Below are 13,574 nucleotides of genomic sequence, written 5' to 3' on the forward strand. Positions count from 1 at the left end.
GTCCCACCTTCGACGCCTGATAAGAAACCGTTCTTTCATCCGTTTCAGGAAGGGATGTCGCTACGCCCTTTGCTCTCCGCCACTTTGTTCATCGCGCCCATGGCGCCTGCGGAAGAACCCGCGGTGGCTTCCAAGACCGAGTTCCTCGATAACGGTAGGATCAAGATCGGCGTGGATATGAGCTCCGGCGGTTCCATCTTCTGGTTCAGCGAACTGCCGGACGGTCCGAATCTCCTCAATCATGCCGACCGCGGCCGCTTCGTCCAGCAGTCCTACTACGGGTTGCCGGATGGTACCAAGTGGGGCGAAAAGGACTGGCGCTGGAATCCCGTGCAGGGCGGCCACTACGAGGGCAAGCCCGCCAAGATCCTAGAGGCCAAGAAGACCGCGGAGAGCCTCTATGTGAAGGGTATTCCGATTCACTGGGCCGGGGGGCAGTTGCTCGAAGACTGCCGCATGGAAGAGTGGATCACGCTCTCCGGTGACGTAGCCACGATCCGCTTCCGCTTCACCTATAAGGGGAAGGAGCATCATCCGGCGACGCATCAGGAACTCCCGGCCGTGTTTGTCGACTACGCCCTGCCTAAATTGGTCTACTACAAGGGTGAGAAGCCGTGGACCGGTGACGCGCTTTCCGAGGATGTTCCGGCTTGGCCAAATGAATACCGCCGCTGCACGGAGGAGTGGGCGGCCTACATCGGTCCTGACGGCCGGGGGCTAGGGGTTTTCTTTCCCGGCACGAAGGACATCACCTGCTACCGCTACCAAGGCGCGGCGGGGCCTGCCGGGATTGGTTGCTCTTACTTTGCCCCGATCCAGACCCTCGCGGTCGTGCCCGGCTTCGAGCACGACTACCGCATTCACCTGAAGATCGGCACCGTCGCGGAGATCCGCGAGAGTTTCAAAAAGCTGCGCCGTTGAGGGCATTTCGTCCCGCGCTTTCCCCTTGTCTTGCGCGGGCCGGCGGTAATGACTTCCGGCATGTCTTCGCCCAAGACGCTTTTGCCCGCAGCGGCCGCGTTCTTTCTCGCGCTTTCGAGCTCATCCTGCGTCACGAAACGCGCCGCGGACCTGCTCACCGTCCCTCGCCGCGCCACGGATGCGGAACACTGGGAGCGCGAAACCAAGCTGAAGCCCCAACGCTTCGAAGTGCAGGCGAAAGATGGCATCATGATCTCCGGCTACAGCCTGGAGCCCGCGGCGGGCACCAAGCGGGTCGGCACCGCTTGGCTGCTCCATGGTCTGGGCAACAGCAAGGAGCAGATGCTTCCCGTGGCCCGCAAGCTCTCTGCCGCTGGCTTCCGCTGCGTGGCATGGGATAGCCGCGGCCATGGCAAGACCGGTGGGACGCGCGCGACCTTCGGCACCAAGGAAGTCGACGACACCCTGCGCGTAATGGCGGAGGCCCGGCGCATGAAGGGCACTCCGCGCCGGGAGCCGGAGGTGATCTGGGGTTACTCGATGGGCACCGCGGTGGCGCTGCAGACCCTTCCTCACGTTTCGAGGGTGAAGGCGGCCGTCCTGCTTGCGCCGATGTCGGATCTTGGCGGCGTGATGTATCATCAAGCCCGCAATCACTACAGCGGTACGCTTCAACCGCTCGTTCCCGTGGTGCGCGCGAAGGTCAATAGCACCGCTGGCTTCGATCCCAAGAATATCCGCCCGGTCGATTGCGTGAAGGATACGAAGTGCAAGCTGCTTCTCGTCCACGGTGACCGCGACAGCACCATCCCGCCTTGGCAATCCCAGCAGATTCTCGATGCCTGCAAGCCGGGACAAGGTCAGCGCATTCTCCTGCCTGGAGTCGGGCATGGCGGAGTGATGTGGGATCTTCCGGAGAAGACCGGGAGCGAGGCCATCGAGTTCCTTCTTCAACAATCGGGAGCGCGCTAATGCCGCCGCGCATCAAGATCTGCTGCATCAGCTCCCGTGAAGAAGCGGCGCTCGCGATCTCCTGCGGTGCTTCCGCTCTCGGATTGGTGGCTGCGATGCCTAGCGGGCCGGGTGTGATTGCAGAGGACCTCATCGCGGAGATCGCCGCCACCGTGCCGCCGCCGATCGCTACCTTCCTGCTCACTTCGGAGACCCGTGCGGAGGCCATCATCGCCCAGCATCGCCATTGCCGGACGAACACGATCCAACTCTGCGACGAGGTGGAGCCGGGTGCCTACGCCCGGCTGCGCGAGGCTCTGCCCGGGGTCTCATTGGTGCAGGTGATTCACGTCACCGGCATGGAGTCGGTGGATCAAGCGCTGGCCGCTTCACCGCATGTCGATGCGCTCTTGCTCGACTCCGGCAACCCGACGCTTGCGGTGAAGGAACTCGGCGGCACTGGCCGTGTCCATGTCTGGTCGATCAGCCGGATGATCCGCGATCAATGCGGCATCCCGCTCTTTCTCGCAGGCGGCTTGAATGTCGGCAATGTCGCGGATGCCGTCGCCGCCGTGCAGCCTTTCGGCCTGGACCTTTGCAGCAGCGTGCGGAGCGATGGGAGCTTGGATGCCACCAAGCTCCGCGAATTCATGGCCGCTCTGGGTATCGGCTGAGATCCGGCTCTCAGTTCACCGGCCCGTAGACTTCCAGTTCGCTCAGGAAGGAGTGGTTCTCGCTGTAGTGATCCTGGCGCTCGTGGTGGTCCGGGAAGGTAGCGCGTACGAAACGCACCGGCCGCTTGTCGAAGCGCTGCTCGCTACGAGCCTCGGTCTTGCCGGCGAACTCGTGCTTGCCCACTTCCTGGAAGTCCTTGCCGTTTTCGCTCACGGAGATGAGCACCGTCTTGGTCGAGCCGAAGCCCGGGACGCCATAGCGCACCGCCTGCACTTCGCGCGGGCGGCCGAGATCGATGGTCACGTGCTTCGGGAATCCTGCTGCATTGCCGGTGGCGAAGCAGGTGCCGGCACCGCCCCACCAGTTGCCGTCGGTCAGACCGGCGTTCCAGCCGGAGGCATTCGGATCGCTGGAGGTGAAGGGGCGCTGGCGCGCCACGTTGCGGCCCATGCCCGGCTCATCCGGCCAGTGGGTGTGGAAGGCTGCGGCAGGCAGACCTTCCTTGTTCATGATGTTCGGCTCGGCGATCTGCGACCAAGCGAAGCGCGCCATGGTCGGCTGCGGCACCTCGGCGCTTTTCAGCGTGATGACCGGCTCGTTCGGCGAGATCTCCGCGGTGGCAGGCTTGAAATTCCAGTCCGGTCCCGCGACTTCGAAATGGCTGGGTGCCTGCTGGTCGCGCGTGGCGAGTCCGGTCGGAGCGTTCTTCAAGCGCACCTTGATCGAGTCTCCGGCTGCTTCGAAGCTCTCGAACAGCGGGCCCGACTTCACGATGCCCTCCTTGCCGTAGGTATCGGCCAGCGCCCACAGCGACAGGCGGCGTCCGACTTCCGATTTGTTGCGCGGATGGATGTCCTTCGGATTACCGATGTCCATCGTCACCGCCATCCCGGTTTTCGGAATTTTCAGGGCTTCCTGTTGTGCGATCCATAGGCCCTGCAGGGCGCCTTGGCGGTTATCGCCGTAGTTGTACGGGGCGAGTTGGACGAAGTAGAAGGGGGCTTCCGCTGCGCCGAATTGCTTCCGCCAGCCTTTGATCAGCGCCTCCATCTTGAGTGTGTAGAGCAAGTCCTCCCCGACATTCGATTCGCCCTGATACCACAGGAAGCCGCGCAGGCCGTAGGGCACCACCGGATGAATCATGGCCTGATAGGTGCCGAGCGCTTGGTTCGATCCCACCGGCAGCACCGGCGGGGCAGGGGGTTGGCCCGGGATCGGCTTCTTCTCGTTCAAGGCGCGATCCGCGGCATCCACCCAGCCACGGGTGGCAGCCACGTGGCGCTTCATCGCCTCGTCGTATTTCTCGGTGCCGGGAGTGCGAGCTTCGCGGAATTCGCGCATCTCGCGCAGGTCTTCGATGTCCGCCAGACCTTCGTCGGCGAGCCATGGCTCGATCCGTGAACCGCCCCAGGAGCTGTGAATCAAGCCGACCGGCACGCCGAGCTCTTCGGTCAGGCGACGACCGAAGAAGTAGGCCACGGCCGAGAAGCTCTTGCTGGTCTCCGGATCCGCCGGCTTCCACGCGCCTTCGAAATCATCCTGCCGGTAGGGGGCCACCTTCTTCGGCACCGTGAGCAAGCGCAGCAGCGGCACCGGTCCACTGGCGGCAATGTCCTGATCTTCTTTCCGGGATGCTCCGATCGACCACTCCATGTTCGATTGGCCGCTCGCCAGCCAGACCTCGCCGACCAGCACGTCCTTCACCTGCACTTGGTTGGCGCCTTCTTCGGATACTTCGATCACCCGAGGCTCGGCGTTGGCAGGCATCGCATCGAGATCGACACGCCACTTCCCGTCGCCACCGGCCTGCGCGGATTTCTCCTGCCCGGCGAACTTCACCGTCACCTTCTTGCCCGGCGAAGCTTGACCCCACACCGGCACGCCGCGGTCGCGCTGGAGCACCGCACCGTCCGTGAAGACATGGGGGAGCCGCACATCCGCTGTGGCGCTCGCGGTCAGGGCCGCCACGGCGAGGATCAGGGAGCGATTCTTGAAGATCATCTGCGCCCATTACGTCGAGGGACCCCGGGTTCTACCAGCGCCGAATCGCTTCCAAAATCCTGTCATTCATTTGCTTGAGATTTTTTAGGATCCTGTTAACCGCATGGTGGAAAGGCTGATTGCCCTGTCAGTTTTTATCGCCGTAACTGTGACAAAGTGTCGGCTTAAAGGGTCTCTCCCGCTAAAAACCCATGTCCCTGTCCCGTCGCACCCTTGCGATCACGGCTCTCTCCGTTGTCGCCCTTACACCCTTGTTCCTGCTTCGCGAGAAGCCCGCCACGCCGGAAGTAGCGCCGCGATCCGCGCTTGCTTCCGTGCGACCCGCGCCCGTGTTGCCGACTGCTTCTGCTGAGCAAAGCGCGGACACTCCCGGCTTCGGCAAATGGGTGAGCGAGCCTATCCCTGAACCGGATTTCGCGAAGATCGATGCCTTCGACAACTGGCTCGGTCGCTGGACTGCCGCCGACGATGTGGAGAAGCGGGCTCTGCGGCTGGAGGGTGCCGAACTCTCCGCCGCGCGCCGCCCGGAATTCAAGGCTCTCATCGCGAGCGATCCACGTCTCGCGCTCGAGCGGGCGGTCTCGCGCGTGATCCGCCAGGACTTGCCGCAGGAAATCGTCGATTCCTTGGAGGAGCCTGTATCCGCTACGGGAGACTATAACGTCTATCTCGCCCGACCTGCCCCCGGCGAAGAGGTGCCCGGCCCGCTCCGTTACTTCGAGATCCCGGGCCGCAGCCTGAAAGCCCATGTATCCGGCGAGATGTTGCCGGTCATGTCGCGCAAGAAGATCCCTCTTCGCGGCGTTGCCATTGATCGCGAGTTCGCCGTGGCGGAGAGCCCGGTCCGTCCTCTCGAAATCGGTGAAGAGATCCCCCCGGGCACAGTGGTGGAAGACGTCTGCCCGGTCTCCGGCGAAACCACCGAGGAAGTAGCTTCCGGGGAAGTCGTCACCGAGGACACGCCCACGGTGGAGGTCGGTGAGCGAATCATCACGCTTTGCAACGGCACTCACGTCACGGTGCTGGATGAAAGATACCGCACTCTCGTTCAAGCGAGCGGCCCCGGTGGTCCCGCCTTCTTCATGGATGCCTTCCCTGGCACTTCATCGCGCGCGATCGGAAACTTCCGCTGCCTCTACATCCGCGCCACCTACCCGGACCAGATGGCCCCGCCGAACACCGAGGACCAGGCGGTGGCCGACATGCGGAATACCACCCGCTTCTTCCTCGAAAGCTCCTACGGGAAGATGACCACCACGGCCACGGTTACGCCGCTCATCGTACTTCCCCAGACTCTCGCTTGGTACATTGCCAAGGATACCGAGGTCGACGGCCTCGGCACCATGCAGAGCCAAGCTCGCGCGGAGGCCCGCAAGCTCGGCTACGATCCCAGCCAGTACAATTGCATCATCGTCCGCGTGAATGGCGGCCTGCGCTCCGGATCCTCCTGGGGCGGGGGAGATAGCGTCTGGCTCGGCTGGGGTGGCATGGACGTGATCAACCACGAGTGCGGCCACTCGCTCGGCCGCAGCCACGCGAATTTCTGGCAGACCAGCGACGGCACCGCCTACGGCAACGGCCAAAATCAGGAATACGGCAACTCCTTCGACGTGATGGGCGGCGGCGGTGGATTCGGTGCTCATTACAATACCGTCAGCAAGCGCGCGCTCGGCTGGCTGCCGGATACCTATCTGCATCTGCCGAAGACCAACGGCGTCTTCCGTATCCATGCCTACGACCAGCCCCGCCTTGAAGAAGGCAAGCGCTATGGCCTCAGCGTCGCGAAGGATAGCATCCGCGGCTACAATCTCGAATACCATCCCGCCAAGGTCGCGGACCAGGCGCTGGTCATCTACAGCGGCATGGGCAGCAATGCCGGCCACCTGATCGATACCACCCCGGGCAGCTCCGGTGGCAAGGGCGATGGTGGCATCCGCGTCGGCCGAACCTTCACCGATCCCGAAGCCGATATTCACTTTACCGTCCTCGCGAAGAACGAATCGTCACCGCCCTCGCTGGATGTCGCCTACTTCCGCGGACCCTTCCCGGGCAATCAGGCGCCGACCCTGAGCTTGGCTGCCAGCGCCACCACCATCGGCACCGGCGGCAGTGTCACCTTCACCGCCACCGCGAGCGATCCGGATGGCGATGCCCTTGCCTACGAATGGGACTTCGACGACGGCCAGACCGCCGCGAACTCCGCGGTCGTGACCCGCAGCTTCGCCACCACGGCGCAGGTCACCGCGATGCTCACCGTGTCCGATATGAAGGGCGGCACGGCCCGCAGGCATGTCGTCATCAACGTCGGCTCGCATGGCCGCCAGACCATCACCGGCAATATCACTTGGAACGCGACGCCTCTAGCGAACGTCCGCGTGAGCAACGGCACCAAGTATGCCTACACCGATAGCAGCGGCAATTACGCGCTCTCGGGCATAGCCACCGGCTCGGCGACCCTGACGGCCACTCTCAATGGCTTCACCTTCAACCCGTCCTTCACGAATCCTTTCACCGTGGTCAGTGGTGCGAACACCGCGAACTGGACCGCGGGGAACTCGACTTTCGTCACGCTGGCAAAGACGGCCGATCCGGTGGAAGGCGGTGCGAACGGCTCCTTCACCCTGACCCGCACCGGCGATACCAGCGCGGATCTCGTCGTCCGCGTTTCGCCCGTTGGCGGCACGGCCACCCGCACCACCGACTACACCTTCAACCCGGACTACGCCACGGACGGCTCCTACCGTAGCTTCACGATCCCCGCCGGCTCGGCGTCTCTTGCCGTGAGCGTGGCCGCCGTGAACGACACGACACAGGAAGGACCGGAGACCATCGCGCTCCAGTTGGCATCGAACGGCAACTACCTCTCGAACTCGCTCAACTCGATGGTCATGACCGTGGGCGATAACGATACCAGCCTGCCCCAGATCTCGGTGCTGCCCACCGATCCCTATGCCTTCGAGTCACCCGCGGATAATGGCACTTTCACGTTCCGCCGCGTCGGGCCCACCACCTCATCGCTGAACATCTCCGTGGCATGGAGCGGTAGCGCCACGGCGGGTAGCGATTACACCTCTCTCCCCGCGACCGTGACCTTCCCTGCCGGTCAAAGCACCGCCACGATTAATGTGGTTCCGATCAACGACAGCGTAATCGAGGCGCCGGAGGATATCACCGCCACCATCAACACTTCCGCGTCTTATCTGCGCGATGGCTCTGCCACCTCGGCCACGGTTTCACTAAGTGACGATGATTCGCCCGTCGTCACCGTCGCCGCGGTGGATACCCAGGCTTCCGAAGCTGGTCCGGACTCGGGAATGTTCCTCATCACCCGCAGCGGCAGCACCGCTGCGCCGCTGAAAGTCTACTATGGCCTTTCGGGAAGTGCTTTCCACGGCACCGACTACGCTCCTCTAACAGGTGAAACGACGATCCCCGCCGGATCCGCCAGCGCTCCGGTCGTCGTCACGCCCTACAACGACGATCTGGGCGAGCCGGTGGAAGATGTCACCTTGGCGGTTACGACCTTCAACAACGCCTACAGCCTCGGTAGTGCCTTCCAGGCCACCCTTGCGATCGCCGATAACGCGGACACCCCGGTGGTCTCCGTTCGAGCCGGAGCCGCGGGCGTGGAAGGCGGGTCCAGCGCCTCTGTGGTTTTCCGCGCCATCGGGTCCGGCAGCGGAAATGTCACCGTGAACTACACGGTCTCGGGCACCGCGACCTCCGGGAGCGATTACACCGCCATGTCGGGCTCCGTCTCAGTGCCCGCGAATGGCACCAACGACGTGACCGTCACCATTCCCGTCACCAACGATACAACACCCGAGCCGACGGAAACCATCAAGGTCACCATCACTCCGGGCGCTGCCTACCGCGTCTACAATGACGGCGTGGGCGAAGCCGCGATCCGTGACAACGACAGCGGCGACCGCGTGGCTGTCTCTGCCTACAACTCGGGTGCCGCGGAAGGCGGTAGCACCGGCAAGTTCTACATCGCCCGCGCCAACACCGTCGGCGCGCTCACGGTGAACTATACTCTCTCCGGCACAGCTACCGATGGGCTCGACTATACCGGTCTCACCGGTTCGGTCGTCATTCCGGATACCCAGCTCGGCGAGGTCGTCACCTTCACCCCGGTGAATGACACGCTGCCGGAAGGCACCGAAAAGGTCACGCTCACGATTGCCGCAGGGACGGGCTATGGTCTGGATCGTCCTGCCTCCGCCACCCTTGAGATCGCGGACAATGACACGCTGCCGATCAGCGTGGGCTTCCAGGCTTCGACTTCGGCCACCAGCGAGATTCCGGATGCGAATGGCGAGTTCCGCGATATCCCGGTCGTGCTTTCGGCAGCCTCGGCAACCACCGTAACGGTGGACTATGTCGGCGGTGGCGGGGTGGCGACCGGCGATGACGTGGACTGGAGCTTCGTCGACGCGGCCAACGGCAATGCCATCATCAAAGGCGGCACGCTGGTCTTCGCTCCCGGCACCACGTCGCGCAACATCCGGATCCGCGTGAAGAACGATGGCGTCTCCGAGCAATCCGAGACCGCCGTTCTGGAACTTCGAGCCGCCAACCAAGCCGGGCTGACCAGCGGACTCAACAAGCACTCCGTGTTGATCTTCGATGGTGCCGTTCCGCCTCTCGTCACGGAAGAACGCTGGAGCGGTGGCACCGTTTATACCAATCAGACTTGGAGCAGCGTTACTCCTAGCTACAGTGGCTTGCTGCCGGGTTTCACCACGGCCTTGGACGTGGCGGACAATTATTCTCGCCGCCTGGTCGGCCAGATCGTCGCGCCGGCTACCGGTCAGTATCGCTTCTGGATCGCCTCGGATGATGCCTCGCGCCTCTATCTCAGCACCACCTCGAGTGCTGCGAACAAGGTGCTGATTGCCAGCCTAGCCACTTACACCGACTTCCAGAATTGGGAGGCCAATGATTCCCAGCAATCCGCGCTCATCAATCTCGTGGCCGGGCAGTCCTATTACATGGAAGCCCAGCATCAGGAGGGCGGTGGCGGTGATCATCTTTCCGTCGCATGGTCGGGACCGGGCTTCAGCCGCACCCCTATCGCGGGTGCCGCTACCGATGTCGTTCCGCGCACGGTTCGCTTCGTCACCGCCTCCAGTACCCGCCGCGAAAGCGACGCGGGGGAGCCTTTGCTGATGGCGGTGCTTGATCGCCCCGCAGGGAGTTCGGCGGTCACGGTGAACTACACCGTGGCTGGCACCGCGAGTTCCGGCAGCGATTTCACGCTGGCACCCGGCACCCTCAGCTTTGCCGCGGGAGAACAGATGAAACTGCTTCCGCTTTCCTTCACGGCGGATAGCAATGGAGAGACTCCGGAGATCCTCTCGGTGGCTCTGGCTTCCGCCAATGGCGCTCAGATCGTTTCGCCCTCGACTCACACGATCACGCTTCTCGACGCTGCGGCTCCCGCTGTCGGCCCGCTCTATGTGAGCGCGGCTTCCACCACCGCCGCGGGTAGCGTCCTCGGCACCGCGAGCGCCACTCCGGCTTCCGGTCGCAGCATCGCGTCCTGGTCCATCATCGCGGGTAATGTGGGGAATCTCTTCGCGATCAACGCCAGCGGTCAGGTTACTCTCTTGGCCCCGGCAGCGTTGCCCAATCCAGGTGGCATCCAGCTCGGGGTGCGTGCTACCGACAATCTAGGAGCCACCGGTGATGGCGCGGTAAACGTGGTCTGCAACGCCCCCGCAAACAAGGTGGTCGAACGCCGCTGGGCCGGTGAAACCGCCTTTTGGAACGAGGACTGGAGCGCTGCGACCAACTACTCCGGCACACTCACGAACCTGACCAGTGCACAAAACGTGGCGGACACCTACTCCCGCCGTCTCACCGGCCTGCTGGTGCCGCCTACCACCGGAGATTATACCTTCTGGGTTGCAGGCGACGATGACTGCCGCCTCTACCTCGGCACCGAGGGTGGCTCGGCTAGCAAGGTCCAGATCGCCTCGGTCGATGGCTACACCAATTACCAAGCTTGGGATTCGCAAGGTTCCCAGAAATCGGCGCTCATACCCCTGCAAGCAGGGAAGGTTTACTGGATCGAAGCCCAGCAGCGCGAGGGCGGTGGCGGCGATCACCTCTCCGTCGCTTGGTCCGGCCCGGGCATTTCCCGCGTGGCCATTCCGGCCTCGGCTTTCTTTCCCTTCACCCCGGCTGCGGACTTCAATGCTCCTCCTGCGGTTCCGTCCATCGTCGTGGCTTCGCCCCTCGCCGGAGCAACTTTTGAGTCGGGTTCGAATATCCCCGTTGGCGCGAATCTTGCCGGCGGCGCGCAGACCATCACTGCGGTCGAGTTCTATCGTGGTGGGACCTTGATTGGTTCCGATTCCAGCCCGCCGTATCAGGCTGCTTGGAGCAATGCGTCCGCGGGAACCTACGCCATCACTGCCAAGGCCCTCTACTCCGGCGGAGGCGTCGTTTCCTCTCCCGTCTCGATCACGGTTAACGATGCGGACCCCTCTGCCGATCCGGATGGGGATGGTTTCAATACCGGTCTCGAACTTGCCCTCGGCACGAATCCCCAGTCCTCCGCTTCGCAGCCGCCCGCCATCTACGCCAGCCTCCGCGCCTGGTGGAAGCTGGACGATAACACGGGCACCGCTGCCGATGACTTCACCGGCCGTCCCCAGGACGGCACCATCTCCGGCGCGGCATGGGCCACGGGCATCAGCGGCTCTGCCTTGAACTTCGACGGCTTGGATGATGGCATCCTTGTCGGCAACTCCGCCGCCCTCACAGGCACCGGCAATCTCACGCTGGCTGCATGGGTGAAAATTGATCCGGGTTCGCCCTTGGCCACCGTGATCCAGCAACGCGAAGCCGGGGCTACCGGTCATCAGGGACAATACGTGCTGAATGTGAATGCGAGCGGCACGGTGAACTTCTTCATCTACAATAACAGTGCCTATCAGTTCGATCTCACCACGGCGGGCGCCGTGAATGACGGCCAGTGGCATCACCTCGCCGCCGTGCGTGAGGGTACGGCTGGCAGGATCTATATCGATGGTGTGCAGGCCGCCTCCGGTTCTGGCACGGCCCAGGCACTCGTCTCTCATCCTGTCGCGATCGGCTACGATCATCGCGACAACAACAAGCGCTTCGATGGGCTGATCGATGATGTCCGCATCTATGAGCGCGCCCTGAACGCAGCCGAGCTCGATGGCCTCCATGATGGGCTGGTGCCGAACCGGGCGCCCGCATTCACCTCGGATCCGCTGGCCAAGGCCGCTGCGAGCGAGGACACCGTCTATAGCGCTTCACTCGCGGGAGATGCCGGGGATCCTGACTTCGGGGACGGGCTCACCTACACGAAGCTAGGTGGTCCGCTCTGGCTCGCCGTGTCTCCTTCCGGAGTGCTTAGCGGTACCCCCGCGAACAGCGATGTCGGGTCCAATAGCTTCTCGATCCGCGTGGCGGATGCCGCGGGTCTCAACGATATCGCCACGGTGACCATCCAGGTGCTCAATACTAACGACACCCCGGTCTTCGCCGCCGATCCCATGACCGGTAGCCCGGCGACCGAGGACCTCGCTTACTCCATGAGCCTCGCCGGCAGCGCCAGTGACGTGGATGCCGGTGATACTCTGACTTACTTCAAGGTCTCCGGTGCCCCATGGGTCAACGTGGCTCCGAATGGCAGCGTGAGCGGCACCCCGGGCAATGGCGATGTCGGACCCAATAGCGTCACCATCGAAGTCCGCGATACCGCCGGCGCCTCCGACCAAGCGGTGCTCCAGATCGCGGTGGCGAATGTGAACGATGCTCCCGCTTTCTCCGCGGATCCGATTAGCGGTCCTGCCGCTACGGAGGATCTCGCTTACTCGGGCAGCTTGGCCGGGCTGGCCGCCGATATCGATGCGGGCGACTCCTTGATCTACTCGAAGGAGGATGGCCCTCCATGGCTCGCCGTAGCTCCGGATGGCACGCTCTCCGGCACGCCCGGCAACGCCGACGTGGGCATCAACTCCTTTACCGTTCGTGCGCGGGATTGGTCGAACGCGCACGATGATGTGACGCTCACCGTGCTTGTGGCGAATGTGAACGACGCTCCGGTATTCATCGTCGATCCCATTGCTCGTCCGACAGGGAGCGAAGAGCAGGCCTACACTGCTTCGTCCCTCTCCGGCACCGCCGTGGATGCCGATGCTGGAGACTCGCTCACCTACGCGAAGATCGGCGGGCCTCTCTGGCTTGATATCGCAGCTGATGGATCGCTGTCCGGCACGCCGCCTGCGGGTAGCTCAGGGACGAATACTTTCACGGTCGAGGCCAAGGACGGGGCCGGAGCCACGGCCCAAGCCACACTTCTGATCGAGATCGAAGGCGACGAGCTGCCCCTCCCTTGGCAATCGAATAGCATCGGGTCGATTCCTTCGAACGGGTCCGTGACCCATTCCAATGGCACCTACACCGTGAGCGGTGCGGGGAGTCTCAGCGGCCGCAGTGATACCCTGAACTTCGCATGGCAGACCATGAGCGGTGATGGCTCGATCACCGCGCGCATTACGGAGCTGGGTAGCACCGGCGGAAGTGCGCGGATAGGCATCATGATCCGGGACACCCTTGCCTCGAACTCGCGCCACGTCTTCATCGGCCTCGACGGGAACTCCACCTACCGCTGGGTCCGTCGCACGAGCCTCAATGGCAATACCTCGACCTCCACGAGCGGCAGCGGCGTGGTCCCCGCCACATGGATCCGCTTGGTCCGTAGCGGCGACAGGATCACCGCCTACAAGAGCTCGAACGGAACCGCGTGGATCGAGATCGGCAGCCTCACGGCCGCCCTACCGGAGAACTGCTACGCAGGCATGGCGGTCGCCAGCGGGAATGGCGAGGTGCTCAATACCTCGGAATTCACCAACGTCAGCGTGAGCCCGTGATACTCTACCATGCTCAGGTCGGATGGGGGAAAGGGTGAAAAAATGCCATAAGTCGTTCGCGATTTTGACTTATCTGGGCGGGCGGAAGCCGCTGTATTTCAAGACTTGCTA

5 protein-coding genes are annotated in these 13,574 nt (G+C 63.4%); 4 read left to right on the top strand and 1 reads right to left on the bottom strand.

Annotation, left to right across the window (positions count from 1 at the left end; translation table 11 throughout):
* Positions 1–54: 54 nt before the first annotated feature.
* The 3 genes from OJ996_RS10520 to OJ996_RS10530 are packed head-to-tail and all read left to right on the top strand — an operon-like array spanning position 55 to position 2,546.
* Positions 55–921: a hypothetical protein gene (locus tag OJ996_RS10520; protein WP_264513517.1), complete on the top strand. Its 867-nt coding sequence runs from the start codon at positions 55–57 to the stop codon at positions 919–921.
* Between the two features lie 60 nt (positions 922–981).
* The gene (locus OJ996_RS10525; RefSeq protein ID WP_264513518.1) at positions 982–1,893 is read left to right on the top strand and encodes an alpha/beta hydrolase; all 912 of its coding nucleotides are present in this window, start codon (positions 982–984) and stop codon (positions 1,891–1,893) included.
* Positions 1,893–2,546, top strand: a complete 654-nt coding sequence (locus OJ996_RS10530) for a phosphoribosylanthranilate isomerase (protein WP_264513519.1) — start codon at positions 1,893–1,895, stop codon at positions 2,544–2,546. Before OJ996_RS10525 ends, OJ996_RS10530 begins: the two co-directional genes overlap by 1 nt.
* Positions 2,547–2,556: 10 nt before the next feature.
* Here OJ996_RS10530 and OJ996_RS10535 read toward each other — a convergent pair whose 3' ends face one another.
* On the bottom strand, positions 2,557–4,548 hold the full coding sequence (locus OJ996_RS10535) for a sialate O-acetylesterase (protein ID WP_264513520.1): 1,992 nt from the start codon (positions 4,546–4,548) through the stop codon (positions 2,557–2,559).
* A 191-nt stretch (positions 4,549–4,739) separates the two neighbouring features.
* Here OJ996_RS10535 and OJ996_RS10540 point away from each other — a divergent pair, with 191 nt between their 5' ends.
* Positions 4,740–13,463 carry a Calx-beta domain-containing protein gene (locus tag OJ996_RS10540; protein WP_264513521.1) on the top strand — a complete coding sequence of 2,908 codons (8,724 nt, stop codon included), beginning with the start codon at positions 4,740–4,742 and terminating at the stop codon, positions 13,461–13,463.
* Positions 13,464–13,574: the final 111 nt, after the last annotated feature.

The sequence above is a fragment of the Luteolibacter rhizosphaerae genome, from assembly GCF_025950095.1.
Classification (GTDB): Bacteria; Verrucomicrobiota; Verrucomicrobiia; order Verrucomicrobiales; family Akkermansiaceae; genus Haloferula; species Haloferula rhizosphaerae.